At 67.5% G+C, this 24636-nt stretch carries 33 protein-coding genes; 20 read left to right on the forward strand and 13 right to left on the reverse strand.

Annotation, left to right across the window (positions count from 1 at the left end; genetic code table 11):
* Positions 1 to 6 precede the first annotated feature (6 nt).
* From AC1RSI_RS09515 to cysG, 4 genes are read right to left on the reverse strand one after another with little or no spacing between them, the layout of a single operon-like run.
* On the reverse strand, positions 7 to 1086 hold the full coding sequence (locus AC1RSI_RS09515; RefSeq protein ID WP_154726124.1) for a phosphoadenylyl-sulfate reductase: 1080 nt from the start codon (positions 1084 to 1086) through the stop codon (positions 7 to 9).
* Positions 1070 to 2740 carry a nitrite/sulfite reductase gene (locus tag AC1RSI_RS09520; RefSeq protein WP_154726125.1) on the reverse strand — a complete coding sequence of 557 codons (1671 nt, stop codon included), beginning with the start codon at positions 2738 to 2740 and terminating at the stop codon, positions 1070 to 1072. The genes AC1RSI_RS09515 and AC1RSI_RS09520 overlap by 17 nt, the downstream gene beginning before the upstream one ends.
* Positions 2740 to 3015 carry a DUF2849 domain-containing protein gene (locus AC1RSI_RS09525; RefSeq protein ID WP_035309183.1) on the reverse strand — a complete coding sequence of 92 codons (276 nt, stop codon included), beginning with the start codon at positions 3013 to 3015 and terminating at the stop codon, positions 2740 to 2742. The genes AC1RSI_RS09520 and AC1RSI_RS09525 overlap by 1 nt, the downstream gene beginning before the upstream one ends.
* Complete coding sequence (gene cysG, locus AC1RSI_RS09530; RefSeq protein WP_154726126.1) at positions 3012 to 4397, reverse strand: siroheme synthase CysG; 1386 nt, start codon at positions 4395 to 4397, stop codon at positions 3012 to 3014. The genes AC1RSI_RS09525 and cysG overlap by 4 nt, the downstream gene beginning before the upstream one ends.
* 125 nt (positions 4398 to 4522) lie before the next feature.
* Between cysG and gcvA the strand changes: the two genes are divergently transcribed.
* The 8 genes from gcvA (at position 4523) to AC1RSI_RS09570 (ending at position 9457) form a co-directional block, all read left to right on the forward strand.
* A complete protein-coding gene (gcvA, locus tag AC1RSI_RS09535) occupies positions 4523 to 5452 on the forward strand; it encodes a transcriptional regulator GcvA (RefSeq protein WP_291753881.1) in 930 nt (309 codons plus the stop codon).
* 50 nt (positions 5453 to 5502) lie between these two features.
* Positions 5503 to 6804: an adenylosuccinate lyase gene (gene purB / locus AC1RSI_RS09540; RefSeq protein WP_035308395.1), complete on the forward strand. Its 1302-nt coding sequence runs from the start codon at positions 5503 to 5505 to the stop codon at positions 6802 to 6804.
* Between the two features lie 43 nt (positions 6805 to 6847).
* Entirely contained in the window at positions 6848 to 7093 is a 246-nt protein-coding gene (locus AC1RSI_RS09545) for a type II toxin-antitoxin system Phd/YefM family antitoxin (RefSeq protein WP_035308397.1), read from the forward strand.
* Positions 7083 to 7367: a type II toxin-antitoxin system RelE family toxin gene (locus tag AC1RSI_RS09550; RefSeq protein ID WP_035308400.1), complete on the forward strand. Its 285-nt coding sequence runs from the start codon at positions 7083 to 7085 to the stop codon at positions 7365 to 7367. Before AC1RSI_RS09545 ends, AC1RSI_RS09550 begins: the two co-directional genes overlap by 11 nt.
* Positions 7368 to 7375: 8 nt before the next feature.
* A complete protein-coding gene (locus tag AC1RSI_RS09555; protein ID WP_035308402.1) occupies positions 7376 to 7879 on the forward strand; it encodes a DNA-deoxyinosine glycosylase in 504 nt (167 codons plus the stop codon).
* A complete protein-coding gene (purU, locus tag AC1RSI_RS09560; RefSeq protein WP_035308404.1) occupies positions 7879 to 8721 on the forward strand; it encodes a formyltetrahydrofolate deformylase in 843 nt (280 codons plus the stop codon). Before AC1RSI_RS09555 ends, purU begins: the two co-directional genes overlap by 1 nt.
* Before the next feature lie 106 nt (positions 8722 to 8827).
* The gene (locus AC1RSI_RS09565) at positions 8828 to 9016 is read left to right on the forward strand and encodes a hypothetical protein (protein WP_230307645.1); all 189 of its coding nucleotides are present in this window, start codon (positions 8828 to 8830) and stop codon (positions 9014 to 9016) included.
* A gap of 42 nt (positions 9017 to 9058) precedes the next feature.
* Positions 9059 to 9457 carry a fasciclin domain-containing protein gene (locus AC1RSI_RS09570; protein ID WP_367118248.1) on the forward strand — a complete coding sequence of 133 codons (399 nt, stop codon included), beginning with the start codon at positions 9059 to 9061 and terminating at the stop codon, positions 9455 to 9457.
* Between the two features lie 183 nt (positions 9458 to 9640).
* On the opposite strand, the gene AC1RSI_RS09575 is transcribed toward AC1RSI_RS09570, so the two are convergent.
* The gene (locus AC1RSI_RS09575; protein WP_196066380.1) at positions 9641 to 9964 is read right to left on the reverse strand and encodes a DUF1476 domain-containing protein; all 324 of its coding nucleotides are present in this window, start codon (positions 9962 to 9964) and stop codon (positions 9641 to 9643) included.
* Positions 9965 to 10249: 285 nt separating this feature from the next.
* On the opposite strand from AC1RSI_RS09575, the gene purC reads away from it, so the two are divergent.
* Both purC and purS read left to right on the forward strand, forming a co-directional pair.
* Positions 10250 to 11008 carry a phosphoribosylaminoimidazolesuccinocarboxamide synthase gene (gene purC, locus AC1RSI_RS09580; RefSeq protein WP_008263270.1) on the forward strand — a complete coding sequence of 253 codons (759 nt, stop codon included), beginning with the start codon at positions 10250 to 10252 and terminating at the stop codon, positions 11006 to 11008.
* Positions 11008 to 11244: a phosphoribosylformylglycinamidine synthase subunit PurS gene (gene purS / locus AC1RSI_RS09585; protein ID WP_008260221.1), complete on the forward strand. Its 237-nt coding sequence runs from the start codon at positions 11008 to 11010 to the stop codon at positions 11242 to 11244. Before purC ends, purS begins: the two co-directional genes overlap by 1 nt.
* A gap of 10 nt (positions 11245 to 11254) precedes the next feature.
* Here the strand turns inward: purS and AC1RSI_RS09590 are convergent, their stop codons facing one another.
* Positions 11255 to 12418, reverse strand: a complete 1164-nt coding sequence (locus AC1RSI_RS09590) for an SAM-dependent methyltransferase (RefSeq protein WP_154726309.1) — start codon at positions 12416 to 12418, stop codon at positions 11255 to 11257.
* A gap of 114 nt (positions 12419 to 12532) precedes the next feature.
* Between AC1RSI_RS09590 and AC1RSI_RS09595 the strand changes: the two genes are divergently transcribed.
* The 5 genes from AC1RSI_RS09595 to AC1RSI_RS09615 all read left to right on the forward strand — a co-directional run bounded on the left by AC1RSI_RS09595 (position 12533) and on the right by AC1RSI_RS09615 (position 16146).
* Positions 12533 to 13012, forward strand: coding sequence for a YbhB/YbcL family Raf kinase inhibitor-like protein (locus AC1RSI_RS09595; protein WP_035308411.1), 480 nt, complete (start codon positions 12533 to 12535; stop codon positions 13010 to 13012).
* 72 nt (positions 13013 to 13084) lie between these two features.
* Entirely contained in the window at positions 13085 to 14311 is a 1227-nt protein-coding gene (locus AC1RSI_RS09600; RefSeq protein WP_154726308.1) for an MFS transporter, read from the forward strand.
* 25 nt (positions 14312 to 14336) lie between these two features.
* Positions 14337 to 14567 carry a hypothetical protein gene (locus tag AC1RSI_RS09605; RefSeq protein ID WP_008262274.1) on the forward strand — a complete coding sequence of 77 codons (231 nt, stop codon included), beginning with the start codon at positions 14337 to 14339 and terminating at the stop codon, positions 14565 to 14567.
* A gap of 33 nt (positions 14568 to 14600) precedes the next feature.
* On the forward strand, positions 14601 to 15263 hold the full coding sequence (purQ, locus tag AC1RSI_RS09610) for a phosphoribosylformylglycinamidine synthase subunit PurQ (protein WP_035308412.1): 663 nt from the start codon (positions 14601 to 14603) through the stop codon (positions 15261 to 15263).
* Positions 15264 to 15294: 31 nt separating this feature from the next.
* Entirely contained in the window at positions 15295 to 16146 is an 852-nt protein-coding gene (locus AC1RSI_RS09615) for a hypothetical protein (RefSeq protein ID WP_230307644.1), read from the forward strand.
* Positions 16147 to 16162: 16 nt separating this feature from the next.
* Here AC1RSI_RS09615 and AC1RSI_RS09620 read toward each other — a convergent pair whose 3' ends face one another.
* The 3 genes from AC1RSI_RS09620 to AC1RSI_RS09630 form a co-directional block, all read right to left on the reverse strand.
* Positions 16163 to 17140: an aspartyl/asparaginyl beta-hydroxylase domain-containing protein gene (locus tag AC1RSI_RS09620; RefSeq protein WP_052005008.1), complete on the reverse strand. Its 978-nt coding sequence runs from the start codon at positions 17138 to 17140 to the stop codon at positions 16163 to 16165.
* A 125-nt stretch (positions 17141 to 17265) separates the two neighbouring features.
* On the reverse strand, positions 17266 to 17448 hold the full coding sequence (locus tag AC1RSI_RS09625; protein WP_154726307.1) for a hypothetical protein: 183 nt from the start codon (positions 17446 to 17448) through the stop codon (positions 17266 to 17268).
* A 55-nt stretch (positions 17449 to 17503) separates the two neighbouring features.
* Positions 17504 to 17896, reverse strand: coding sequence for a hypothetical protein (locus AC1RSI_RS09630; protein ID WP_035308417.1), 393 nt, complete (start codon positions 17894 to 17896; stop codon positions 17504 to 17506).
* 123 nt (positions 17897 to 18019) lie between these two features.
* Between AC1RSI_RS09630 and AC1RSI_RS09635 the strand changes: the two genes are divergently transcribed.
* Positions 18020 to 18811 (forward strand): TspO-related membrane protein, encoded by a 792-nt coding sequence (locus AC1RSI_RS09635; RefSeq protein ID WP_154726306.1) that lies wholly within the window; start codon positions 18020 to 18022, stop codon positions 18809 to 18811.
* Here AC1RSI_RS09635 and AC1RSI_RS09640 read toward each other — a convergent pair.
* From AC1RSI_RS09640 to AC1RSI_RS09655, 4 genes are read right to left on the reverse strand one after another with little or no spacing between them, the layout of a single operon-like run.
* Positions 18808 to 19059: a Tat pathway signal protein gene (locus AC1RSI_RS09640; protein WP_154726305.1), complete on the reverse strand. Its 252-nt coding sequence runs from the start codon at positions 19057 to 19059 to the stop codon at positions 18808 to 18810. The two genes, AC1RSI_RS09635 and AC1RSI_RS09640, sit on opposite strands and share 4 nt — an antisense overlap.
* On the reverse strand, positions 19059 to 19202 hold the full coding sequence (locus tag AC1RSI_RS09645; RefSeq protein ID WP_154726304.1) for a hypothetical protein: 144 nt from the start codon (positions 19200 to 19202) through the stop codon (positions 19059 to 19061). Before AC1RSI_RS09645 ends, AC1RSI_RS09640 begins: the two co-directional genes overlap by 1 nt.
* A 60-nt stretch (positions 19203 to 19262) precedes the next feature.
* Positions 19263 to 19652 carry a type II toxin-antitoxin system VapC family toxin gene (locus AC1RSI_RS09650; protein WP_154726303.1) on the reverse strand — a complete coding sequence of 130 codons (390 nt, stop codon included), beginning with the start codon at positions 19650 to 19652 and terminating at the stop codon, positions 19263 to 19265.
* Positions 19652 to 19912, reverse strand: coding sequence for a type II toxin-antitoxin system VapB family antitoxin (locus AC1RSI_RS09655; RefSeq protein WP_196066379.1), 261 nt, complete (start codon positions 19910 to 19912; stop codon positions 19652 to 19654). The genes AC1RSI_RS09650 and AC1RSI_RS09655 overlap by 1 nt, the downstream gene beginning before the upstream one ends.
* 67 nt (positions 19913 to 19979) lie before the next feature.
* Here AC1RSI_RS09655 and purL point away from each other — a divergent pair, with 67 nt between their 5' ends.
* The 4 genes from purL (at position 19980) to AC1RSI_RS09675 (ending at position 24527) form a co-directional block, all read left to right on the forward strand.
* Complete coding sequence (purL, locus tag AC1RSI_RS09660; RefSeq protein WP_154726301.1) at positions 19980 to 22196, forward strand: phosphoribosylformylglycinamidine synthase subunit PurL; 2217 nt, start codon at positions 19980 to 19982, stop codon at positions 22194 to 22196.
* Positions 22193 to 22537, forward strand: a complete 345-nt coding sequence (locus AC1RSI_RS09665) for a DUF305 domain-containing protein (protein ID WP_154726300.1) — start codon at positions 22193 to 22195, stop codon at positions 22535 to 22537. The genes purL and AC1RSI_RS09665 overlap by 4 nt, the downstream gene beginning before the upstream one ends.
* A gap of 2 nt (positions 22538 to 22539) precedes the next feature.
* Positions 22540 to 23043 (forward strand): hypothetical protein, encoded by a 504-nt coding sequence (locus AC1RSI_RS09670; protein WP_154726299.1) that lies wholly within the window; start codon positions 22540 to 22542, stop codon positions 23041 to 23043.
* A gap of 98 nt (positions 23044 to 23141) precedes the next feature.
* Positions 23142 to 24527, forward strand: a complete 1386-nt coding sequence (locus AC1RSI_RS09675; protein WP_447941583.1) for a cytochrome P450 — start codon at positions 23142 to 23144, stop codon at positions 24525 to 24527.
* Positions 24528 to 24636: the final 109 nt, after the last annotated feature.

Below are 24636 nucleotides of genomic sequence, written 5' to 3' on the forward strand. Positions count from 1 at the left end.
GGGGGATCAGGCGGCGACCTGACGCTTGCCTAGGTGGATGCCGCACTCGACCTTGTCCATCCCCGACCAGCGTCCGGCCCGCGCCTCTTCGTCGTCTTCGACGGCCCGGGTGCAGGGCCAGCAGCCGATCGAGCGATAGCCCTGCTCGACCAGAGGATGACGCGGCAGGTCGTGCGCCTCCAGCCAGGCCTCGACATCGTCGGCGTCCCAGTCGGCCAGCGGATTGATCCGCAGCACCCCGTCCAGCACCTCGAACGGCTTCAGCTCGGCGCGCGTCGCGGCCTGATAGCGTTTGCGCCCGGTGATGACGGCGTTGAACCCAACGGTGGCGCGGGCCAGCGGCCGCACCTTCCTCAGGTCGCAGCAGGCGTCGGCGTCGGTCCGCCACAGGTCGTCGCGGGCGTCCAGGCTCGCCTTCTCATTCGCATCGGGCGTGACCAGCCGCACGTCGGTCAGACCCAGGGCCTTGGTCAGTTGGATGCGATAGGACAGGGTCTGGAGGAAATGCTGGCCCGTCTCCAGAAAGACCACCGGCACGTCCCGATCCGTCTCGGCGACGATGTGCAGCAGGGCCGCAGATTCCGCCCCGAACGAGGATATGGCGCCGACCCTCAAACCCAGGGCCGGATCCAGCGCCGCCTTCAGGATCTCCGAAGCGTCCTTGCCCTCAGTCTCGCGGTTCAGCCGGTCGGCCAGACCTTGTAGGTCCGGATCGTTCGACGCCGCCCGCCGCCTCTGCCAGATGGTCGGCGCCGGATCGAAGGTCGGCTGATACGACCCGCTGAACGCCTGATCCATTCGCGTCCAGGCCGCCGTATCGGCACCCGGCGCCAGCTCGACCGCGTCAAAGCCCGATCGCCTCAGATGCCGCGCCTGGTCCGGCAAGACCTTGCCCGCCGCGATCAGCCGCCCGGCATAGCCCCGCTCGCGCAGCACCGCCGCCAGCGAGAAGCCGCGCCCGTCGCGAAAGGCGTCGAACTCCAGCACCAGGACGTCGGTCGCGGCGGCGGCGGCCTCGACCTCTTCCAGCGGCGTGGCGACCGACAGCCGCGGGCCGTTCTGAACCCCTTCAAGCGTTTGCAGCATCGAGCGTCTCATAGATGGCGTCGCGGAAGGGATCGGGACCGACGCGGCGCACCGTGTCGATGAACCGCTCGCCGTCGGCGCGGATTTGCAGATAGCGGTCCAGGGTCCGCTGGATGGCGGGCGCCACTTCGTCGGCCGGCAGGCTCTTGCCGACGATGTCGCCCAGGGCCGCCTGTTCGTCAGGCGAACCACCGACAGTGATCTGGTAGTATTCCTCGCCCTTGCGATCCACGCCCAGCACGCCGATGTGGCCGACGTGGTGGTGGCCGCAGGCGTTGATGCACCCGCTCATGTTGATGCGGACCGGCCCCAGCCGCTCCTGATAATCCATGTCGGCCAGCCGCTTCGACAGGGCCTGGGCGACCGGGATCGACCGGGCGTTGGCCAGGCTGCAATAGTCCAGCCCCGGACAGGCGATGACATCCGTCGCCAGATCAGCGTTGGCCGTCGCCAGCCCCACCTCCAGCAGCGCCCGCCACAGTGTCGGCACATCGTCCAGCTTCACATGGGGCAGGACCAGATTCTGCTCATAGGCGGCGCGCAGTTCGTCGAAACCGTATCGCTCGGCCAGATCCGCCACCGCGTCCATCTGGTCCGCCGTGATGTCCCCCGGCACGCCCCCGACAGGCTTCAGCGACACCACCACCGAGGCATAGCCCGCCTGCCGGTGCCGCCGCACATTGTTCCTCGCAAACCGGGCGAAGTCCGGATCGGCCAGCAGGGCGCGGTCGAACGGGGCACTGACCTTGGGCAGGTCCTCGAACGGCGGCGGGGCGAAATAGGCCTTGATCCGCTCGGCCTCGTCCTCGGGGATCCGCAGGTCTTCCAGGCGCAGGGTAGCGTAATGCTTGTCCACCTCCTCGCGGAAGGCCTCCAGTCCGACCGAGGCGACCAGGATCTTGATCCGCGCCTTATGGATATTGTCGCGCCGCCCCAGCAGGTTCCAGGCCCGCAGGATGGCGGTCAGATAGGCCAGCAGGTCCGCCGCCGGCACGGCCGAAGCAATCTCCTGGCCGATATGGGGCAGACGCCCCTGCCCCCCGCCGACGAAGACGCGGAAGGCGGTCCCGCCGTCCTCGCCACGCACGATCTGAAGCCCCACGTCATGGGTCCGGATCGCCGCCCGATCCTTCTCGGCGCCGATCACCGCGATCTTGAACTTGCGCGGCAGGAAGCTGAACTCCGGATGGATGGTCGACCACTGGCGGATGATCTCGCACCAGGGGCGCGGATCCTCGATCTCGTCGTCGGCCGCCCCGGCGAAGACGTCGGTCGTGGTGTTGCGGATGCAGTTGCCCGAGGTCTGGATGGCGTGCATCTCGACATCGGCCAGGTCGCTCAGGATCGCCGGCAGGTCGGTCAGGGCCGGCCAGTTGTACTGGATGTTCGTCCGCGTGGTGAAATGGCCGTAGCCCTTGTCATAGGTGCGGGCGATATGGGCCAGCTGGCGCATCTGCCGGCTGTTGAACGTCCCATAAGGAATGGCGACCCGCAGCATATAGGCGTGCAGTTGCAGATAGACCCCGTTCATCAGCCGCAGCGGCTTGAACTCGTCCTCGGTCAGGGCGCCGGACGCGCGGCGCGCCACCTGGTCCGAGAATTCCTCGACCCGTTCACGCACCAGGGCGTGGTCGAACTCGTCATAGCGATACATCAGCCCACGCCTCCCGCGACGCTGTGGCCGACGGTCGGTCCGGCGGAACGAATCCGCTCCTTCAGCCGGTCGCGGCCCGAGGGCGTGCGGTCCTGCACCTCGACTAGATAGGGATTGACGAAGATGTCCGGTCGCCCGGCGACCTCGGCCAACACGATCTCGGCCGTGGCGTCGTCCAGGGTCGAGGCCTGGTCGAGGCCCTCCACCGGCTGATTGTCCACGCCCGCATAGATGACCCGGCCGTCCGACAGGCGGTTTGCAGTGACGATCTTCACGCCGCCACCTCCGCCCGCACATCCAGCTGGGCCGCCGAAAACGCCGCCGTCTCGCCGACGAACAACAGGGCCGGCCCGCTCAGGTCGGCGCCGCGCACCAGGGCGCCCAGCCCGTCCAGACGGCCGGTCAGGACCCGCTCATCCGGCCGGCTGCCGTTCTCGACGATTGCGACCGGCGTTGAACCCAGACGCCCCGCCGCCATCAGCTTGGCCGCCGTCTCCTCGGCCCGGTCCACCCCCATATAGATGGCCAGGGTATGATTGGGCCCAGCCAGTCGGGTCCAGTCGGCGTCGACGCCGCCAGGCTTGGCCTGGGCCGTCACGAAGGTCACCGCCTGGGCGTAGTCGCGGTGGGTCAGCGGAATCCCCGCCGAGGCCGCGCAGGCCAGGGCCGCCGTCACCCCCGGCACCACAAAGACCGCCACGCCCGCCGCCCGCATGGCCTCCAGCTCCTCGCCGCCGCGCCCGAAAACGAAGGGATCGCCGCCCTTCAGCCGCACCACTCGGTGGCCCGCCTTGGCCTCCGCGATCATCAGGGCCTCGATCTGGTCCTGGGGCACCGAATGTTCGCCGCGCGCCTTGCCGACATACAGGCGTTTGGCGTCGCGCCGCGCCCGCTCCAGCACGGCGTCCGGCACCAGACGGTCGTGAATGATGACGTCGGCGTCCTGAAGAACCCGCAGCGCCTTCAGGGTCAGCAGCTCCGGATCGCCCGGCCCCGCTCCGACGATATGGACCACGCCCTGTTCCGGCGCGGCCGAATTCAGCAGACGCAGCATCTCGCGCCGCGCCTCGGCCGTGCGGCCCGCTGCGGCCAGGTCGGCCGCAGGCCCCCGGAACGCCTTCTCCCAGAACCGCCGCCGGGCCATGAAGTCGGGTACATTGGTCTTGACCGTGTCCCGCAGCTCGCGCGCCAGCCGGGCCACATTGGCCAGACCGGCCGGCAGCACGCCCTCGATCCGCGAGCGCACGTCGCGCGCCAGTATGGGCGCCGATCCGCCGGTGGCGACCCCGATCACCACTTCGTCCCGGTCGATCAGGGCCGGGGTCTGGAAGTCGCTCAGATGGGGCTTGTCCACCACATTGACCTGGGCCCCCGCCGCCCGCGCCAGGGCGCCCAGCCGCGTCAGCTCATCCGCATCGTCCAAGGCCATGAAGACCAGCCGCGCACCCGCCAGATCGTCGGCCTCCGGCGTCCGCAGCACCGGCTCCGGCGCCGTCAACGGCGTCTCCACCTTCGGCGGCGCGCCGTCGGGCGCGAACCACAGCAGCTCGGCCGGCGTGTTCAGAAACAGTCGCAGCTTGGCCAGGGCGGGCTCGCCGCCGCCGATGATCACGATCTTTGCGGCCTCCAGCGGGATGGCGGCGAGAAATACACGCATGGGTCTTGCTTTCAGGGTCGCCGGGAGAGGAAGAAGGGACAACGGCAGGACGCGAACCATCGGCTTCCCCGCCCAGACCCGCAAACCAGATTGCCTTTGTCGCGCTGATAGGATTTCTAACGGCGATGGCCCGTTCCCTGCTCCCGCTCAACGCCCTGCGCGCCTTCGAGGCCGCCGCGCGCCACCTGAACTTCTCGCGCGCCGCCGACGAACTGTCGGTCACGCCGGGCGCCGTCAGCCAGCAGATCCGCTTGCTGGAAGACATCGTCGGCGGGCCCTTGTTCGTGCGTGAGGCGCGCGGCCTCCAGTTGACCGATCTCGGCCGCTCCTCCGTCCCCCTGCTGCGCGAGGGGTTCGAGCGGCTGATGGACGCCTCGGCCCTGCTGCGCGAACCGCCGCGCCGCAAACAGGTGTCGATCAGCATCGCCCCCGGCTTCGCCTCCAAATGGCTGATGCCGCGGATGGACGACTTCCACGCCGCCCATCCCGAGATCGAGCTGTGGATCTCCGCCGACATGGAGCCGGCCGACCTGACCGAGGGCAAGGTCGATCTCGCCGTCCGCTATGGTCCCGGCGACTATCCCGGCCTGACCGTGGACCGGCTGATGACCGAGACGGTCCTGCCCGTCTGCGCCCCGTCGCTGATGGACGGCGAACATGCGATCCGCAAACCCGCCGACCTGATGCGCCACATCCTGCTGCACGACATGTCCAACGACGGCGACCCCAGCCGCCCCGACTGGGCCATGTGGCTGAAGGCGCGCGGCGTGCGCCACCCCGACCCGCGCCGCGGTTCGCGCTTCAACCAGTCCAGCCTGCTGATCGAGGCCGCCGTCTCCGGCCGCGGCGTCGCCCTGGCCAAACGCACCCTGGCCCAGGCGGACCTGGCCTCGGGCCGTCTGGTCGCCCCCTTCCCCGACGGCTCGGAAGCGGTCGGCTTCGCCTATTCCGTCGTCCAGCCCCGCGACCGCCCCCCCTCGCCCAGCGCCACCGCCTTCGTCGCCTGGCTGAAGCGGCAGGCGGTCGATCACGACAATACGATGGGTCAGCTTTAGGTCGCCGTAAACCTTGACTCCGGCGGCGGCCGGACCGACAGGACCGCCCCATGATCACCCGCTATTCCCGCCCCGCCGCCGCCGCCATCTGGTCGCAAGAGACCAAGTACAAGATCTGGTTCGAGATCGAGGCCCACGCGGCGACCAAGATGGCCGAACTGGGCGTCATCCCCCAGGACGCGGCGGACGCCATCTGGGCCAAGGGCAAGGACGCGACCTTCGACGCCGACCGCATCGACGAGATCGAGCGCACCACCAAACACGACGTCATCGCCTTCCTGACCCATGTGGCCGAGATCGTCGGCGACGAAGCCCGCTTCCTGCACCAGGGCATGACCTCGTCGGACGTGCTGGACACCTGTTTCGCGGTCCAGCTGGCCCGCTCGTCGGACCTGCTGATCGACGGCGTGGACCGGGTTCTGGCGGCGCTGGAGACCCGCGCCAAGGAGCATAAATACACCCCGACCGTCGGCCGCAGCCACGGCATCCACGCCGAGCCCGTGACCTTCGGCCTGAAGCTGGCCGGCTATCACGCCGAGTTCCAGCGCGCCAAACGCCGCCTGATCACCGCCAAGGAAGAGATCGCCACCTGCGCCATCTCCGGCGCCGTCGGCACCTTCGCCAATGTCGATCCGGCGGTGGAGCAATATGTCGCCGACAAGATGGGGCTTCAGGTCGAGCCGGTCTCGACCCAGGTCATCCCGCGCGACCGCCACGCCGCCTTCTTCGCCGCCCTGGGCGTCGTCGCCAGCTCGGTCGAACGCCTCGCCATCGAGATCCGCCACCTGCAGCGCACCGAGGTGCTGGAAGCGGAAGAATTCTTCGACAAGGGCCAGAAGGGCTCGTCGGCCATGCCGCACAAGCGCAACCCGATCCTGACCGAGAACCTGACCGGCCTGGCCCGTCTGGTCCGTTCGGCCGTGACCCCGGCGATGGAGAACGTCGCCCTGTGGCACGAGCGGGACATCAGCCACTCGTCGGTCGAGCGCGGCATCGGTCCCGACGCCACCATCCACCTGGACTTCGCCCTCCAGCGCCTGGCCAATGTGGTCGAGCGTCTGAACGTCTATCCCGAGAACATGCAGGCCAATATCGACCGCCTGGGCGGTCTGGTGCATTCGCAACGCGTCATGCTGGCCCTGACCCAGGCCGGCATCTCGCGCGAGGCCGCCTATGCCGCCGTGCAGGAGAACGCCATGAAGGTCTGGCGCGGCGAAGGCGCCTTCCTGGACTTCCTCAAGGCCGACGAACGCGTCACCCTGCCCGCCGAACAGCTCGAGGCCCTGTTCGACCTGGGCTATCACACCAAGAATGTGGACGTGGTGTTCAAGCGGGTGTTCGGCGACGACTGATCTTCAGTATTGAAAATCGCACCGATTTTCGTACTCTATCACTATGCAACGGGTCGAAGCCTCTGTCGCGGTCAGCGTCTCTGACCTGAAGAAGAGCCCCAGCGCCGTCATGGACGACGCAGCGGGCCAGACCGTGGCCGTGCTGAACCACAATCGGGTCATGGCCTATATGGTCCCCGCCGCCGCCTATGAGGCGATGGTCGAACGACTGGACGACCTGACGCTGATCGAGACCATCCGCCAGCGGCAGGACGAGGCGCCGGTGCGCGTCTCGCTCGATGCCCTTTGATCTTCAGTTCCTCCCCTCCGCGCTGAAGGAGTGGGAGAAACTGGGCGCGCCGGTTCGGGCCCAGTTCAAGAAGAAGCTGGCCGAGAGGCTGGAACATCCGCGCGTTCCGAAGGATGCGCTTCACGGGATGCGCGATCACTACAAGATCAAGCTGCGCGACGCCGGATACCGGCTGGTCTATCGGGTCGAGGATGCGATCGTCACGGTGACTGTCGTCGCCGTAGGCAGGCGCGACCGCAGCCAGGTCTATCGGGACGCGGCGCGTCGGGAATGACGTCGGGAATGACCAAGAGCCAGTTCCCCCCCGTCGTCAACACCGCCACCCGCCTGCTGATCCTCGGCAGCCTGCCCGGCGACGCCTCGCTGAAGGCGGCGCAATACTACGCCCACCCGCGCAACGTCTTCTGGCCGTTGATCGGCGGCGTGCTGGACGAGCCCCTGACCGCCCTGCCCTACCCCGACCGCCTGGACCGGTTGAAGGCGTGCGGCGTCGGCCTGTGGGATGTGATCGCCTCGGCCCAACGATCCGGCAGTCTGGACGCGGCGATCAAGTCGCCCGAGGCCGCCGACCTGCGCGGGCTGATCGAAAGCCTGCCCGAACTCCGCGCCGTGGCCTTCAACGGCGGCCTGGCGGCCAAGCTGGGAAGACGGATCCTCGCCGACCTCGACGGCGTGACCCTGATCGATCTGCCGTCCTCCAGCCCCGCCCATGCAATATCCTTGTCGGCAAAGGCGGCGAACTGGGCCATACTGGGTGACTTTCTCCCGGATAAGCCTGCCGCCTGATGATCCTGACCCTTTCCTGCCCCGACCGCCACGGCATCGTCGCGGCCGTGTCCGCCTTCCTGCTGGAGCGGGACGCCAATATCTCGGACGCCCAACAGTTCGGCGACGCCTCCAGCGCCACCTTCTTCATGCGGGTGGTGTTCGAACCGGCCGACGGCGACGCCCTGGCCGCCATCCACGCCGCCTTCACGCCGCTTGCCGACCGTTTCGCCATGGACTGGACCCTGCGAGGACCGGAGCCGCGCAAGGTGATGATCCTGACGTCCAAATTCGATCACTGTCTGGCGGACCTGCTGTACCGCTGGCGGATCGACGAACTGCCGATGGAGGTGACGGCCGTCGTCTCCAACCATCCGCGAGAAATGATCGGCCATGTCGATCTGGGCGACCTGCCCTTCCACCATCTGCCGGTCAGCGCCGCCGACAAGCCGGCGCAGGAGGCGGAACTGCTGCGCCTGATCGAATCCACCGGCACGGAACTGGTCGTCCTGGCGCGCTACATGCAGGTCCTGTCCGACGATCTCAGCCGCCGGCTGGAGGGACGCTGCATCAATATCCACCACTCCTTCCTGCCCGGCTTCAAGGGCGCCCGCCCCTATCACCAGGCCCATGCACGCGGGGTGAAGGTGATCGGCGCCACCGCCCACTATGTCACGCCCGACCTGGACGAAGGCCCGATCATCGAACAGGATGTAGAGCGGATCAGCCACCGCGACACCCCGGAAGATTTGATCCGCAAGGGTCGTGATATCGAGCGTCGCGTTCTAGCTCGGGCAGTTCGTCGGCACCTCGAGGATCGCGTTTTGCTGCACGGCACAAAGACCGTCGTGTTCGAAGACTGAATGGCCAAGCTGCATCCTCCTGTCACGCCGCACGCATCCTTTAGGTGAACTCGAACGTAACCTTGTCGTGACCGCCACAGCGCGGGCCAACAGGGAACGAAACACCATGACAAATCTTCGCACGCTCATGCTCGTCGCCGTATCCGGCGGGGCGCTGATGGCGCTCGGCGCCTGCAACAACAACGAAACCCCCACGCCCGCAGACTCCACCGCCATGGCCCCGGCCGAAGGCGCGGCCATGGCCCCCATGGCGGCCGATCCCATGGTGGGCGGCGCGGCCATGAGCCCGAACTAGACCATCGTCGCCAATGCGTCCAAGGCCTCGAACCTGTCCACCCTGGTCGCCGCCGTTCAGGCCGCCGGCCTGGTCGAGACGCTTCAGGGTCCAGGCCCCTTCACCGTCTTCGCCCCCGACAACGCCGCCTTTGACAAGATTCCCGAGGCCACCCGCACCGCCCTGATGCAACCGGACATGAAGGACGATCTGACCAAGATCCTGACCTATCACGTGGTCGCCGGCCGTCTGACCGCCGCCGACATCGCCAGCCAGGCCCAGGCCAACGGCGGGACCGCGACCCTGGAGACGGTTCAGGGCGAGGAACTGAAGGTCGCGGCCGGTCCGAACGACACCTGGGTCATCACCGACGCCAAGGGCGGCAAGTCCACCATCACCCAGGCCGACGTGGCCCAGTCGAATGGCGTGGTCCACGTCGTCGATGCGGTTCTGATGCCGTAAAAATAATTACAGTCCGGTCGGAACGGACTGAAACCAAATCTCGTGCGCCGTGTTCTTCAGGGGCGCGAGACGCACAGTACGCCGGGTGAGACATCCCCCAACGTCCCCGGCAAAAAGAAAGGGCCGCACTTTCCCCCGGGTGCGGCCCTTTCGAATTCTCAAACCCGCCCTTAGGCCGGGTGTCTACTCCCCGGCGCGAATCTGCTCGCGCGCGATGGAGGCCAGTTCGTCGATCTTGGAGCGAATCTCGCCTTCCGACACCGACAGGCCCGAGGCCTTGAAGTCGCCGGCGACCTTGCGGAACACGTCCTCGTCGCCGGGCTGCTCCATGTCGGCGCGCACGATGGCCGCCGCGTACTGGTCGCTGCTTTCAGCCGACAGGCCCATCTTCTCGGCCGCCCACAGACCCAACATCTTGTTGCGCCGGGCGATGGCCTTGAATTCCTGCTCCTGATCGAGGGCGAACTTGGCCTCGTAGCCTTTTTCCCGATCGTCGAAGGTCGTCATGTCGCTCAGCATAGCTCCGAACGCCCCGCTAACCTCGGGGCAAGCGCCGTCTATAGCCCGACCGCGCCTGAACGCAACATGACTTCCGTCGCATCCCCTCCTCCTCCCTCCCGCATTTCGGTTTCGCCTCATTTGTATCGGAGGCCGCGTTCGGCTAAGGAGTCGCCGAACGAGATTGACTGCCCGAACGATTCCGAAACGCGCCGCCAGGACCGGGTCTTCCCCTTTCCATCATGGCCGCGCGATTTTTGTTTTTGGAGGGCGCCCGTAGGCCGGGACCGGAATATGAACAGCAAGCGCAAGAAGATTTACGAAGGCAAGGCCAAGATCCTGTACGAAGGACCCGAGCCCGGCACCCTGATCCAGTACTTCAAGGACGACGCCACCGCGTTCAACGCGCAGAAGAAGGCGGTCCTCGAAGGCAAGGGCGTGGTCAACAACCAGATCAGCGAATTCATCATGTCGCGCCTGAACGGCATCGGCGTGACCAACCACTTCATCAAGCGCCTGAACCTGCGCGAGCAGCTGATCCGCGAAGTCGAGATCATTCCGCTGGAAGTGGTGTGCCGCAACATCGTCGCCGGCTCGATGAGCCAGCGTCTGGGCATCGAGGAAGGCACCCCCCTGCCCCGCTCGATCATCGAATTCTACTACAAGAAGGACGAGCTCAACGACCCGATGGTCACCGAAGAGCATATCACCGCCTTCAACTGGGCCTCGACCCAGGAACTGGATGACATCCTGGCCATGACGGTGCGGGTGAACGACTATCTGTCGGGCATGTTCGGCGCCGTCGGCATCACCCTGGTCGACTTCAAGATCGAGTTCGGCCGCATCTGGGAAAACGACTTCAGCCGCGTCATCCTGGCCGACGAGATCAGCCCGGACAGCTGCCGCCTGTGGGACGCCACGACCGGCGAGAAGATGGACAAGGACCGCTTCCGCCGCGATCTGGGCAATGTCATCGAAAGCTACACCGAAGTCGCGCGTCGACTGGGCATCATGAAGGGCATGCCGACGGTGATTCAGGGAGGGCTGCACTAGTGGCTAAGGTCAAGGTTCACGTCTTCCTCAAGCCCGGCGTCCTGGACGTCCAGGGCAAGGCCGTCGAAGGCGCCCTGCAGGGTCTGGGCTGGACCGGCGTGTCGAACGCCCGCGTCGGCAAGCTGATCGAGTTCGACCTCGACGGCGTTGCAGACCCCCAGGCCGAGGCCAAGAAGATGTGCGAGCAACTGCTCGCCAACACGGTGATCGAAGGCTACCGCATCGAGGCGGCGTAAAGCCGCCGCCTCATCGGCACAGATAGTCCCGCGTCAGCGGCACGGCCTCCGGCCGCTTCGTCAGCTGAAGCTGGAACACCATCTGGCCCAGTTCGCGAAAGGCGACCTCGCTGACCGCGAGATAGAATTCCCACATCCGGCAGAACCGCTCGTCGTACATGGCCCGGGCCTCGTCGCGGCGGGCCACGAAACGCGTGCGCCACGCCCTCAGCGTCTCGGCGTAGTGCAGGCGCAACACCTCCATGTCCGTGACCCACAGGCCGGCGCGCTCGATGGCGGGCAGCACCTCGGACAGGGCGGGGATATAGCCGCCGGGGAAGACGTATTTGCGGATCCACGGCTGGGTGCGGCTGGGCGGCCCCTTGCGGCCGATGGAATGGATCACCGCCACCCCGTCGTCAGTCAGCAGCCGCGCGACCGTATCGAAATACGCCTGATAGTTCGGCGCGCCCACGTGTTCGAACATGCCGACGGAAACGATCCGGTCGAACGGCTCGTTCAGGTCGCGATAGTCCTGCAGCCGGAAATCGGCTTTGTCGGCCAGCCCCCGCTCGGCCGCCCTCGCATTGGCGGTGCGGTGCTGCTCCGTCGACAGGGTGACGCCGGTGACATGCGCGCCCGCCTCGGCCAGCGACAGGCCCAGACCGCCCCAGCCGCAACCGATGTCCAGCGCCCTCTGGCCCGGCGACAGCACCAGCTTGTCGATCAGCCGCCGCTTCTTGGCGACCTGCGCCTGCTCCAGCGTCGCCTCGGGCGTCTCGAAATAGGCGCAGGAATACTGCAGGTCGGCGTCCAGAAAGAGGCGGTAGAAGTCCACCGTCAGGTCATAGTGATGATGTACGTTCGCCCGGGCGTGGGCGCGGTCGTTGGCCTGTTCGATCGCCCGGCGCAGACGCCAGCCCGGGCCCAAACGTCGCGACGTCTTGGCCAGTTGGGAGGCGGCGAGCGCGAGGAAGTCATAGATGGACCCGCCCTCGATCCGAAGCGCGCCGGCCATATAGGCCTCGCCCAGTTTCAGCTCGGGGTTCGAACCGATCGCCAACGCCGTCCGCGCGTCGTCGATGACGACGGTCAGTTCCGGCGTTCCGGGACCAGCCGTCAGCGTGCGGCCGCCAGGAAGCCGGACGGCGATCGACCGTGTTCGGAACGTCCTGTCGATCAGGGACTGAAGCATCCGACCCGCCTTGGCTTGACCGCATCTGCATTACAGCTAGTGACAGAATGTCGCAGTGCAACGCCCCGGCGCCCGACGCCGTTTAACTGGCGATCACGAAACGGAGAGACGTCGATGACCTTCACCCTCACATCTCGGGATATTCAGGACGGCGGCGTCCTGCCCGAGGCCCAGGTCCACGCCAAGGGAAACACCTCGCCCCACCTCGCCTGGTCCGGCGCGCCTGAAGGCACGAAGAGCTACGCCGTCACCTGCTATGATCCCGACGCCCCGACGGGTTCAGGCTTCTGGCACTGGACCGTCGCCAACATCCCCGCCGACGTGACCGAGCTGGCGACCGGCGCCGGTTCGCCCGGCGGCGACCTGCCCTCCGGCGCGGTCCAGGGGCGCACCGATTTCGGCCAGGCCGGCTTCGGCGGCGCCGCCCCGCCCCCCGGCCACGGCCCGCACCGCTACATCTTCACCGTCTTCGCCGTGGACGTGGACCGGCTGGACGTCACCGCCGACGATTCCGGCGCCGTCTTCGGTTTCAACCTCCACTTCCACACCCTGGCCAGGGCCTCGATCACGGCGACCTACGAAAACCGCGGCTGAGGCGTTGATCCAAGGAGGAGGCTCCTTATGTTGCATCGCAACATCCCCCCTCCCCCTTTACGGATAGCTTTCATGGCCGCTGGCGGCGCCGTCGTCGATTCCGACGTCACCAACGAACCCATGACCGCCGGACGGGTGGCCCTGGTGCTGATCGCCCTGGCCATGGGCGGTTTCGCCATCGGCGTGACCGAGTTCGCGGCCATGAGCATCCTGCCCGACTTCGCCGCCGGCCTGAGCGTCGACGCCCCGGCCGCCGGCCATGTCATCAGCGCCTACGCCGCCGGCGTCGTGGTCGGCGCGCCGATCCTGGCGGTGCTGGGCGCTCGCAGCCCGCGCTGGCTGCTGCTGATCGGCTTCATGGCCCTGTTCGCCATCGGCAACGGCCTGTCGGCCCTGGCGCCGACCTATGAATGGATGCTGGTCTTCCGCTTCCTCAGCGGCGTGCCGCACGGCGCCTATTTCGGCGTGGCGGCCCTGGTCGCAGCGTCGGTCGTGCCGCTGCATCTCCGCACCCGGGCCGTCTCGACCGTCCTGATGGGTCTGACGGTCGCCACGGTCATCGGCGTGCCCTTCGCCAATATGATCAGCCACGCTTTCGGCTGGCGCTGGACCTTCGCCATCGTCAGCGTCCTGGCGGTGACCACCATGGGTCTGGTCGCCCTGTTCGCCCCGCGCGACCCGGCCCATCCGGACGCCAGTCCCGTGCGCGAACTGGGCGCCCTGAAGCGGAGCCAGGTCTGGCTGACCCTGGGCGTCGGCGCCGTCGGCTTCGGGGGCATGTTCGCCGTCTACGCCTATCTGGCCTCGACCCTTCAGGCCGTGACCGGCGTGGGGCCGGAAATCATGCCCTGGGTCTTCGCCGTCTTCGGCGTCGGCATGTTCCTGGGCAATATCCTGGGGGCCTGGGCCGCCGACCGGGTCGGCTTCCCGGCGGCGGGCGGCCTTCTGCTGTGGAGCGCCGCGGCCCTGGCCCTCTATCCCTTCGCCGCCCCGCACCTGTGGGCCGTTATGATCGTCGTCTTCCTGATCGGCGGCGGCGGCGGCCTGGGCTCGGTGCTGCAGACCCGGCTGATGGACGTCGCCGGCGACGCCCAGACCCTGGCCGCCGCCCTGAACCACTCGGCCTTCAACACCGCCAACGCCATCGGCCCCCTGCTGGGCGGCATGGCCATCGCGGCCGGCTACGGCTGGACCTCGACCGGCTGGGTCGGCGTCGGGCTGTCGCTGGGCGGCTTCGCGATCTTCGTGGCGGCCTGGGCGGAGGGACGGAGACGCGCCGCGTCCAAGCGTTTGGCGTAACCACAGTTTATGGTAGTATGAACTCATGGCCGACGTCACCAACGACCTCATCTACGAAGTGCTGAAGTCCATGCAGACACGCCTGGACCGGATCGACGGCAATGTCGCCGGCGTGAGAGGCGAACTTCAGGCCATGCGCCTCCACCTCAACGGCCTGAACCAGGACGTCTCCAACCTGTATCAGATTGTCGATCGTCAGGACGCCCGCCTCGGCCGGATCGAGACCCGCCTCGGACTTCTTGAACCCGCGCACTGACATTTCCCGAAAACGGTGCTAGAGGCCCGCGCCATGAGCGCAGCCGTCATCGTCTTCCCCGGTTCCAACTGTGATCGCGACTGCAAGGTCGCCGTCGAACGCTCCACTGGCGAGCCCGTCTCCATGGTCTGGCACGCCGAGACCGAACTGCCTTCGGGCCTGGACCTGATCGTCATTCCCGGCGGCTTCTCTTACGGCGACTATCTGCGCTGCGGCGCCATGGCGGCCCAGTCCCCGGTGATGCAGGCGGTCAAGAAGGCCGCAGACGACGGCGTCGCCGTGGTCGGCATCTGCAACGGCTTCCAGATCCTGTGCGAGTCTGGAATGCTGCCCGGCGCCCTGCTGCGCAACAAGGGGCTGAAATACGTCTGCAAGCCCATCGCCCTGACCGTCGCCAACGGCCAGACCCGCTTCACCGCCGGCTACCAGGGCCAGCGCGAGGTGGTCATGACCCAGGGCAACGGCGACGGAAACTTCTTCGCAGACGCCGAGACCCTGGCCCGGATCGAGGGCGAGGGCCAGGTGGTCTTCCGCTACGTCGACAACCCCAACGGCTCGGTCAACGACATCGCCGGCATCCAGAATGCGCGCGGCAATGTGCTCGGCATGATGCCCCACCCCGACCGCGCCTTCGAGGCCGAACTGGGCTCCGCCGACGGCGCCGTGCTGTTCCAGAGCATCTACGCCGCAGCTTGACGGCAATCTGTCGTTGAGGCGAAGTAGCGCAATGCTTCGCTCCATCTCCGCCGTCCTGTTCCTTTGCCTGTCATCCTCTGCAGCCTGGGCTCAAGAGGCCTCGCAGCCCCCCGCGCCGGTTGATTCCGCACGGGAGGATTGGACCCTGGCGCGTCTTCCCGAGCACGACGCCGTAGTGGCTACCATTGGTTTTACGTCCGGCCTCAACCTCATCGCGAGGTGTCAGGGCGGCGTGTACGATCTGATGATCAGCGGCCTGCCGGAAGCGCCCAAGAATCAGCCGACACGAGAGCTGGGGATTCAGGTCGGCGATGAAGGCGAATCAAAAACGACAGTCTGGACGGTAGGATCGCAGCGAACGATGGCGTTCAGTCGCATCCCCGCCCTGGTTGCGCGGGACCTGGCTGAAGGCGGAAAGCTGCAGGTCGTGATTCCGTCTGACCGCCCGGGTGGTCCGCGCACCCGCTACGTCATGGATGTTGAGCCCTCCAGCCAGGCCATCGCCGAAACCCTGACGGCCTGCGGCCGCCCTGTCATCGACCCGCGCGAGGAGCGCGCAGATCAGATCGAAGGCAACGGCCAGGACGGGCTGCCCGCCGCCGTGATGTGGCGGACCATGCCTCGCCCCACCTTTCCGGAATCGGTCAGGGGCCGAAGCCCCCGCATGGGCTATGTCGTGCTTTCGTGCGTCGCCGAGGACGACGGCGGCCTGACCAAGTGCGTGACGGAGAGCGAGCAACCGCCCGGCTACCATCTGGGCTTGGCGGTTCAAAGATCTCTTCCGCGCGCGCGCCTGAAGCTGACGGACGAAGCCGCGGCCAGCGGGCGGCCTTTGGCAGGCCGCCTGATCGTGTTCAGCGTGAACTTCATAATGGACAACTGACGGATCTTCGGCCCGGTCAGGTCCCCAGCTTCGGCGTCGCCCCGCCCCCGGCGTCGATGGCGTCGAACAGGGCGCGGATCAGCCATCGCTCTTCCTCGGTGATCTCGGGCTTCCAGACGTCGAAGATCAATATCGTCCGGTCTTGGTCGCTGTCGTTCCAGGCCTCATGCTCGATCGTGTCGTCGAACGCCCAGGCCTTGCCTTCCTCCCACTGACGCAGGTCCGACCCCACCCGGAACCAGGACCCCGGCGGCGCCACCAGCGGCAGGTGGCAGATCAGGCGGGTGTTGATCAGGCCGTGATGCGGCGGAATCCGCGCGCCCGCCGCCAGTTTCGAGAACAGGATCGACGGCGACCGCCCGGGAATGATGCTCAGCGGCGCGGCCTCCAGCGCCTTCAGGGTCTGCGGGCACCGCGCGGCGATCTCGGGCGCGACCACGCCGTCCTTCCACAGGAAGACCGCGCTCCAGGCCGGATTTTCCAGCATCCCCGCCTGTCCGCTGCGCGGTCGGTTCGAACGGTCCTCGACATAGGGAGCGAACAGGGCGGGTTCCGCCAGAACCGCCTCCAGTTCGGCGCGGATGGCGGGCGCCGCCGCCTCGATCTCCGCCAGCCAGGGCGTGTCGGCGCAGGGCTGGAACTGGACCTGCGGCAGGCCCGGAAACAGATAGAATTTCGGCTGCTGGTGATACAGTTGCTTGCGCCCGGTCAGCAGGTCGAGCGACAGGGCGAACCGCGCGCTGGACTGGGCTTCGTCAAATCCGCGCGCCTTGATCCCGGCCAGAAGCTCCTCCTCGAACCGGCGCCTCATGTCCGCCAGCGCCTGTTGCACCCGCCGCAACTCGCCCTTCAGTTCGGGATCTGCGCCGCGCTGTTGCGCACTCGCCAAGGCCGCGCCGTAAAAGCTCGAGGCGGACCGCGCATCGCCCCGGGCGGCCAGGGCGTCGCCCTTGAGAATGGCCCCCAGGACATTGCGTCCATCGACACCCAGCACCCGCTCCGCCCGCTCTAGCGGACAGGGCGTGCTGAAGAAGCGTCTCCAGAGCGACGGCGGCGTCTGCGTTCATGCGCGGCATGAACGACGATCATCGAACCGCCGTCAAGCAGACAGGGACGCGCTCACTCCGGGCGCGCCGCCTGTCCGTTCTCCAGGTCTTCGTCCTCGTCGGCCGTGACCACGCCGCCCGGATCGCGTTGGGCGGCCAATTCGCGGGCGCCGACGCCCTGACCGTGTTCGATGGCGAGATTGGCTTCGACCTCGTTGGTTTCGAAGATGGGTGTTTCGTCGTCGCGGTCAGCCATGGTCATCTCCAGTTCGTGTGGGCTTGAACAACCGACCACACGACAGGCGGTTCCTCTAGCGCCCCAGGAAGGGGTCCAGACTGGCGCGTGACAAGGGACGAAAGACCAGGAACCGCCCATCGACCGTCAGGGTCACCTCGTGCGCCTGCGGCCGCTGCAACAGCGCCGGATCGTCCAGCGACACGGCGCGACCCGAAGCAATATGTCGCGCGTCCAGGGCGGGCGTGATCGGCCTGCCGTTCGCCGCGGCCAGGGCCGACAGAAAGCGGCGCACCTCCAACGCCTGCTGCTCGGGCGTCAGGGCCTGGCGAACGCACGCCCAGGCGTCCTGCGACGGCTGGGTGAGAACGACGGTCGCTCCACTTGTCTGGGCGTGACCCACGCCTGCGACGGCCGATGCGGCCATGGCGGTCAGGCAGAAAATCCAGCGTCCGGCGGCGTTCGTCATGCCCGATGACAAGCAGCACAGAGAACGTGGCGCAGGCAAGCTTCACTTTTCACACTGCAACGGTGAACCTTACCGCCGTCCGGCGCGTACATTCCACCTGAACACCGTCGTATCGGAATCCGCATGTCCTCGATCCTTCGTCCCACGCCCGCCCAGCGCACCCGCCGACTGGTGGTGCTGGCCGCCGCCGTCTTCGCCATCGTGGTCCCGCTGGTCCAGAACCTGGCGGGCCTGGGCCTGACCCAGGCCGAGTTCGCTGCGGATGGAAACAGCACCCTGCGCGTCGCCGGCTACGCCTTCTCGATCTGGGGCCTGATCTATCTGGGCCTGCTGGCCTACGCCGTCCGTCAGGTGCTGCCCCAGACGGGCGAGAGCACCCTGATCAACCGGATGGGCTGGCCGTCGGCCGTGGCCTTTTTCGGCATCGGCATGTGGATCGTCGTCGCCGCCCTGAACCTGAAGGCGGCCAGCGTCATCGTCATCTTCGCGTCGCTGATCGCCCTGCTCGCGCCGCTGGTGGCCTATTCCGGCTCCATCCGGGCGCTCAGCCGAACGGATCGCGACCGACTGCTGCTGGTCTGGCCCCTGGCGGCGCTCGCGGGCTGGCTGACTGTGGCTGCGCCGCTGAACCTGATCACCACCCTGACCGCCTTCGAGGCCCTGCCGACGGCGTTGTCGCCAAGCGCCTGGGCCATCCTGGCCATCATCGTGACCACCGGCGTCGCCCTGGCGGTGACCGCCAGCCTGCGGACCCTCGCCTATCCCCTGCCCACCGCCTGGGGCCTGCTGGGCGCCTTCGTCGCCGAACAGACCGACAAGCCCGCCGTCGCCTTCACCGCCCTGGCCGGCGCCATCGTCCTGCTGGTCGGCGGGGTGCTGCTGGCCTTCCGGCTGAAGCCGGGGGTCGAGCGTTAGGGCTTCTTGCCGGGCGTCACGGGCGTATCGATCGCCGCATCTTCCCCGGCGCCGACGTCAAAGGCGCCGGCCTCCTGAAAGCCGACGCTGCCGATCCCGGTCGCCTGTCCGGTCAGCCGCTGCCGACGGCTGATCATCGACCGCTCGGGCGCGGCCTTGTCCATTTCGCGTGTAGTCTCAGGATCATTGGACCGATCCATCTGCTGGCCGGTGGCCGGCGTGACCTTTGTCGAGGGGGTGGAGCGCATCAGATGCCCTCCCCCTCGTCTTTGACTTCGGCTTCGTTCTGGGCCTGCTCGGCCATGGCCGAGGCGCCGGCGTCGTCGGCCGCAATCTCGGGCAGATCGTCGTCTTCGGGGGTCGCGGCGGGGTCGATGGGGGTGTCGGTCATGGTGAACTCCGTGTTGGCTACACACGAAATGAAACCCGAGCCCCAGACGTTCCCCCGCGTTCAGATCGTGATCGCCACGTCCGTCTTCAAGAAATCCTCGCCCTTGAACAGCACAGGTTCGCCGCTGCTCAGGCTCAGCGCATAGGCGAAACAGTCGCCGTAGTTCAGCCGCGCCGGACGCCGCCCCTTGCCGAACCGCACCATGGCCTCGCAGGCGATCCGCATCTGCGCCTGATCGACCGGGACCAGATCCAGCCGGTACTCCTGTTCAAGACGATCCAGCACGGGCCGGGCGTCCACGCCGAGCCGGGACGTCAGCACAGCCGCCAGTTCCACCCAGGTCGCGACACTGACCCGGCGCATCGTCGCCGAACGGATCCGTTCGTCGAACGCGGCCGCTTCCGGCTCTCTCAGAACAATGGCGACGAAGGCGGAGGTGTCGATGACCATCAGCGCGGAAGACCGTGCTCGTCGTACATCTCGTCGTCGATTTCCTGAAGAGAGCGGCCATCGCCGGGCGGCAGGGTCCGCAGATAGGCGAACAGGGCCTCGCGCTTCCTCGCCCGCTCCGCCGCCGCCTCTTCGGCGGTCAGTTCCTTCCAGGTCTTGTCCAGGGCGATGTCGATGGCCTCGGTCAGGCTGACCCCCAGCCGTTCGGCGACGGCGCGCGCCTTGCGCTCCGTCTCGGCGCGCTTGATGCTGAGGCCCATTCTAGAACTCCCAAAATGCTGTCTAGAATATAGCCTATCGGCCCATCTGCGGCTAGAAGCCCCGCCCATGACCGCTCCTCAAAAGACCATGGCTGAATTGGCCGCCGAATACGGCTTGGCCCCGAACGAATATCAGGTCGTCCTCGACCGGCTGGGCCGCGAGCCCAACCATGTCGAACTGGGCGTCTTCTCGGTCATGTGGTCCGAGCACTGCTCGTACAAATCCTCCAAGATCCACCTGGGCAAGTTCCCGACCACCGGCGACCGCGTCATCTGCGGCCCCGGTGAGAACGCCGGCGTGATCGACATCGACGACGGCGACGCCTGCATCTTCAAGATGGAGAGCCACAACCACCCCTCCTATATCGAGCCCTATCAGGGCGCGGCGACGGGCGTGGGCGGCATCATGCGCGACGTCTTCACCATGGGCGCCCGCCCCGTGGCCCTGCTGAACGCCCTGCGCTTCGGCGATCCGTCGCACGAAAAGACCAAACGCCTGGTCAAGGGCGTCGTCTCCGGCATCGGCGGCTACGGCAACTGCGTCGGCGTGCCGACCGTGGCGGGCGAGACCAATTTCCACGCCGGCTACAACGGCAACATCCTGGTCAACGCCATGTGCGTCGGCCTGGCCAAGGCTGACAGCATCTTCTATTCGGCCGCGCCCTCGGCGGGCCTGTCGGTGGTCTATTTCGGTTCCAAGACCGGCCGCGACGGCATCCATGGCGCGACCATGTCCTCGGCCGAGTTCGACGACGAGTCGGAATCGAAACGCCCCACCGTTCAGGTCGGCGACCCCTTCGCCGAAAAGCTGCTGATTGAAGCCACCCTCGAACTGATGGCCTCGGGCGCCGTCGCCGCCATCCAGGACATGGGCGCGGCCGGCCTGACCTCCTCCTCGGTCGAAATGGCCGGCAAGGGCGGCGTCGGCATCGAGCTGAACATGGACGCCGTGCCCCAGCGCGAAGAGGGCATGACCGCCTATGAGATGATGCTGTCGGAAAGCCAGGAGCGGATGCTGGCGGTCCTGAAGCCGGGCCGCGAGGCCGACGGCGAACGTATCTTCAAGAAATGGGGCCTGGACGCCGCCACCATCGGCGTCACCACCGACACCGGCCGTCTGGTGCTGAAGCATCACGGCGAGATCGTCTGCGACGTGCCCCTGGCGCCCCTGTTCGACGACGCCCCCCTGTACGACCGCCCCTGGGTCCAGCCCGCGCTTCAGCCGAAGCTGAACCCTTCCGACGTCCCCGCCCCCGAAAACTGGGCCGATGCGGTGATGAAGGTCGTCGCCTGCCCCGACATGGCCTCCAAGCGCTGGATCTGGGAACAGTACGACCGCCACGTCATGGCCGACACGCTTCAGGACTCGGCCACCGGCGCCGACGCCGGCGTGGTCCGCGTCCACGGCACGGACAAGGGGCTGGCCGTGACCAGCGACTGCACCCCCCGCTACGTCCAGAACGACCCCTATGAGGGCGGGAAACAGGCCGTGGCCGAGGCCTGGCGCAACCTGACCGCCGTCGGCTCGCGCCCCATCGCCATCACCGACAACCTCAACTTCGGCAATCCGCAGCGCCCCGAGATCATGGGCCAGATCGTCCGCGCCATCGACGGCATGGCCGAGGCCTGCCGCGAGCTGTCCTTCCCCGTCGTCTCGGGCAATGTGTCGCTCTATAACGAGACCAACGGCGTCGCCATTCCGCCCACCCCGACCGTCGGCGCCGTGGGCCTGCTGCCCAACTATGACGTGGTCACCAACTTCTCGACCATGGCCGCGGGCGACACCCTGGTCCTGATCGGCCAGACCGTCGGCGAACTGGGCGCCTCCATCTATCTGCGCGAGGTCCTGGGCCGCGAGGACGGCGCCCCGCCCCCCGTCGATCTGAAGCTGGAAAGGAAGACCGGCGACTTCGTCCGCGACCTGATCGAGGCCGGCGACCTGACCGTGGTCCACGACCTTAGCGACGGCGGCCTGATCGGCGCCGCCGCCGACCTGGTCCTGGCCTCCGACGTCGGCGTGACCCTGGACGCCTCCAGCGCGGCCCACGCCCACATCTTCCTGTTCGGCGAGGATCAGGCCCGCTACCTGGTCGCCGTCCCCGACGCCGACGCCCTGATCGCTAAGGCCCAGGCCGCCGGCCTGCACGCCTCGGTCGTCGGTCAGGCCGGCGGCGACGCCTTCGCCTCCAAGGGCGACAAGGGCGAGCTGTTCAGCATCCCCGTCGCCCACCTGCGCGAATGGCACGAAGGCTGGATGCCGGGCTGGCTCGGCGACGCCGCATGATCCGCGCCGCCCCGCCGATCGCGCTGCTCCTCGTGCTAGGGGCCTGCGACGGCGGCGGCGATCCAGTGCAGCAGGCGCTGCGTGAAGCGTCGGCCGCCAACCAGGCGGCGGCGACCCACACGACGGCCGAGATCCAGGCCGCGGCTCAGACTGCGGATCAGGCCTATGTCGCCAAGATGATCGCCCATCACGAAGGCGCCGTCGCCACGGCCCGGGTCGCTCTGCGCGACAGCCGCGATCCGGAAATCCGGCGCATGGCCCAGAGCGTCGTGGATGCCCAGACGCGCGAGATCGCCGAGCTGAAGGCCTGGGCGCCGACCCCCGCTCCGGCGGCGAACTGAGCATGGCTAAGGGATCCTATCTCGGCAGTGGAAAACGGGCGGGTTCCCCCAAGGCCAAAGCGACGCCGCCCGGACGCTCTCGGGAGCAGAAGCCGGAGCGGCCTGTCGGACGCACGCCGTCCAAGTCCTCCCAGATCACGAGGGACGAACTGAAGCATTTCGCCTTTCGTGATCGATCCAAGGAGGCGTTCCTGGATGAGCTCGACCCTCTGCTCCGTGCCTGTTTCAAGAGCGGCTTCACCAGGCCCAACGAGGTCGCCGGCCTGCTGAACAAGGCGGGAAAGAAAACCGCCTGCGGCCAACCGTGGACGCCTCACCTTGTCTGGGGGCTTCAACGCTTTCTATTCGAGCGGCGCGAAAAGAAGAGGGCGTCTCAAACGGCTCCAGCGGCGCCGTCGGCCCCTGTTTCGAAGCCCGCGACCTCAAGCCAACGCGCGAAGGATCTGGCCGCTGAAGATATGGCGCGACTGCTGGGCGCCATCGACAGGACGTCGCCTTCTCGTTGACGTCGTGCTGGTCCACTATGCTTCGTGAACGCACGCACCAGATCGAGCGTTTACGGACCACGCGCCTGGCTGACGGGCGATTTGCATAGGAGCGTCTAATGGACGCCACCGCGACCGACATCTTCCGCCCCGCCATACCGCCTCGACGGACGGGCAAGCCCCTGTCGCTGCTGCCGTTCCTCTGGATCAGTTGGCGCGACCCCCTCCGTATGTGGTCCGAGCGGCACTTCACCGAGCCGCAACTGCACAGCAACAGCGCCTTCGGCGAGATCCTGGTGGTCAGCCACCCCGAGGGCGTCCGCCACGTCCTGACCGAAAACGCCGCCAACTATGAAAAGGGCGACCTGCAACGCCGCGTCCTGGGGCCCATGCTGGCCGAGGGCCTGTTGCTGACCGAGGGCGAAGTCTGGCGCCGCGCCCGCCGCATCCTGGCCCCCCTGTTCACCCCGGCCAAGATGGCCACCCTGAACGCCCGCATGGCCGAGGTCTGCCAGGCCCGCGTCGCCGGCTGGTCCCTGTCCGCGCGCGGCCGGGTGCTGGATATCGACAGCGAGATGTCCGGCCTGACCTTCGACATCCTGTCCGCCACCATGTTCTCGGACGAGTTGGGCGGCGAGGCGCGCGGCTTCGAGCGCGCCCTGAACCAGTTCCTGGCCAATGGCGCCCGCATCGATCCGCTGGACGTCCTGGGCGCCCCGGACTGGGCCCCGCGCCTGGGCCGTCTGGCCAGCTTCCGCTCGGCCCGCTTCTTCGAACAGCGCGTCACCAAACTGGTCGAGGCCCGCCGCGCCCGCATCGAATCCGGCGACGCAGCCCCCGACGACCTGCTCAGCGCCCTGCTGCTGGCCCGCGACGAGAACGGCGGCCCCGGCTTGAGCGACGAAGAGGTCGCCGCCAACATCCTGACCTTCATCCTGGCGGGGCACGAGACCACGGCCCGCGCCCTGGGCTGGACCCTGCACCTGCTGTCGCGCCAGCCCGAATACCTGGCCCGCCTGCAAACCGAGGCCGACGCCTTCGACGTCTCCGATCCCAAATGGGCCGAGGCCCTGCCCTGGACCCGCGCCGTTCTGGACGAGACCATGCGCCTGTTCCCGCCCGCCCCCACCATGGCGCGCAAGGCCCTGGCCGACGACGAGATCGGCGGCCAGCCGATCAAGGCCGGCGCCACCGTCATCATCTCCCCCTGGATCCTGCAACGCCACAGCCTGCTGTGGGACGACCCCGACGCCTTCAAGCCGGAACGTTTCCTGCCGCAGAACCGCAAGTCGATCGACCGCTACGCCTACATCCCCTTCAGCGCCGGCCCCCGTGTCTGCATCGGCGCCGCCTTCGCCATCCAGGAGGCGGTGATCGCCCTGGCCTCCATCCTGCGCGCCGCCGAGATCGAGCCCGTCACGACGATCGAACCCCGGCCGGTGCATCAGATCACCCTTCGCAGCCGCGAGGCGATGCGGTTGCGGCTGCGGGCGCGCAGACGCTGACGATTTCGGCGACGGATTTCCCGACCTGGAGCGTTTGACAGTCGGTCTCGCCGATCAGGCGAGCCCTCGCTGGCTAATTATCTCCGGGGATCATCGCGCTGCGCACCGC

This window comes from Brevundimonas sp. GW821-FHT10E09 (assembly GCF_058809375.1).

Coding starts and splice junctions, on each gene's coding strand:
- AC1RSI_RS09645 (WP_154726304.1), bottom strand. CDS start 19,202: ATGACCGACACCCCCATCGACCCCGCCGCGACCCCCGAAGACGACGAT.
- AC1RSI_RS09575 (WP_196066380.1), bottom strand. CDS start 9,964: ATGACGACCTTCGACGATCGGGAAAAAGGCTACGAGGCCAAGTTCGCC.
- purL (WP_154726301.1), top strand. CDS start 19,980: ATGACCGCTCCTCAAAAGACCATGGCTGAATTGGCCGCCGAATACGGC.
- purC (WP_008263270.1), top strand. CDS start 10,250: ATGAACAGCAAGCGCAAGAAGATTTACGAAGGCAAGGCCAAGATCCTG.
- AC1RSI_RS09590 (WP_154726309.1), bottom strand. CDS start 12,418: ATGCTTCAGTCCCTGATCGACAGGACGTTCCGAACACGGTCGATCGCC.
- AC1RSI_RS09565 (WP_230307645.1), top strand. CDS start 8,828: ATGACAAATCTTCGCACGCTCATGCTCGTCGCCGTATCCGGCGGGGCG.
- AC1RSI_RS09515 (WP_154726124.1), bottom strand. CDS start 1,086: ATGCTGCAAACGCTTGAAGGGGTTCAGAACGGCCCGCGGCTGTCGGTC.
- AC1RSI_RS09545 (WP_035308397.1), top strand. CDS start 6,848: ATGCAACGGGTCGAAGCCTCTGTCGCGGTCAGCGTCTCTGACCTGAAG.
- AC1RSI_RS09595 (WP_035308411.1), top strand. CDS start 12,533: ATGACCTTCACCCTCACATCTCGGGATATTCAGGACGGCGGCGTCCTG.
- AC1RSI_RS09615 (WP_230307644.1), top strand. CDS start 15,295: ATGCTTCGCTCCATCTCCGCCGTCCTGTTCCTTTGCCTGTCATCCTCT.
- AC1RSI_RS09665 (WP_154726300.1), top strand. CDS start 22,193: ATGATCCGCGCCGCCCCGCCGATCGCGCTGCTCCTCGTGCTAGGGGCC.
- AC1RSI_RS09625 (WP_154726307.1), bottom strand. CDS start 17,448: ATGGCTGACCGCGACGACGAAACACCCATCTTCGAAACCAACGAGGTC.
- purB (WP_035308395.1), top strand. CDS start 5,503: ATGATCACCCGCTATTCCCGCCCCGCCGCCGCCGCCATCTGGTCGCAA.
- purQ (WP_035308412.1), top strand. CDS start 14,601: ATGAGCGCAGCCGTCATCGTCTTCCCCGGTTCCAACTGTGATCGCGAC.
- AC1RSI_RS09520 (WP_154726125.1), bottom strand. CDS start 2,740: ATGTATCGCTATGACGAGTTCGACCACGCCCTGGTGCGTGAACGGGTC.
- AC1RSI_RS09670 (WP_154726299.1), top strand. CDS start 22,540: ATGGCTAAGGGATCCTATCTCGGCAGTGGAAAACGGGCGGGTTCCCCC.
- AC1RSI_RS09550 (WP_035308400.1), top strand. CDS start 7,083: ATGCCCTTTGATCTTCAGTTCCTCCCCTCCGCGCTGAAGGAGTGGGAG.
- AC1RSI_RS09630 (WP_035308417.1), bottom strand. CDS start 17,896: ATGACGAACGCCGCCGGACGCTGGATTTTCTGCCTGACCGCCATGGCC.
- cysG (WP_154726126.1), bottom strand. CDS start 4,397: ATGCGTGTATTTCTCGCCGCCATCCCGCTGGAGGCCGCAAAGATCGTG.
- AC1RSI_RS09605 (WP_008262274.1), top strand. CDS start 14,337: ATGGCCGACGTCACCAACGACCTCATCTACGAAGTGCTGAAGTCCATG.
- AC1RSI_RS09640 (WP_154726305.1), bottom strand. CDS start 19,059: ATGCGCTCCACCCCCTCGACAAAGGTCACGCCGGCCACCGGCCAGCAG.
- AC1RSI_RS09650 (WP_154726303.1), bottom strand. CDS start 19,652: ATGGTCATCGACACCTCCGCCTTCGTCGCCATTGTTCTGAGAGAGCCG.
- purU (WP_035308404.1), top strand. CDS start 7,879: ATGATCCTGACCCTTTCCTGCCCCGACCGCCACGGCATCGTCGCGGCC.
- AC1RSI_RS09635 (WP_154726306.1), top strand. CDS start 18,020: ATGTCCTCGATCCTTCGTCCCACGCCCGCCCAGCGCACCCGCCGACTG.
- AC1RSI_RS09655 (WP_196066379.1), bottom strand. CDS start 19,912: ATGGGCCTCAGCATCAAGCGCGCCGAGACGGAGCGCAAGGCGCGCGCC.
- AC1RSI_RS09555 (WP_035308402.1), top strand. CDS start 7,376: ATGACCAAGAGCCAGTTCCCCCCCGTCGTCAACACCGCCACCCGCCTG.
- AC1RSI_RS09675 (WP_447941583.1), top strand. CDS start 23,142: ATGGACGCCACCGCGACCGACATCTTCCGCCCCGCCATACCGCCTCGA.
- gcvA (WP_291753881.1), top strand. CDS start 4,523: ATGGCCCGTTCCCTGCTCCCGCTCAACGCCCTGCGCGCCTTCGAGGCC.
- AC1RSI_RS09600 (WP_154726308.1), top strand. CDS start 13,085: ATGGCCGCTGGCGGCGCCGTCGTCGATTCCGACGTCACCAACGAACCC.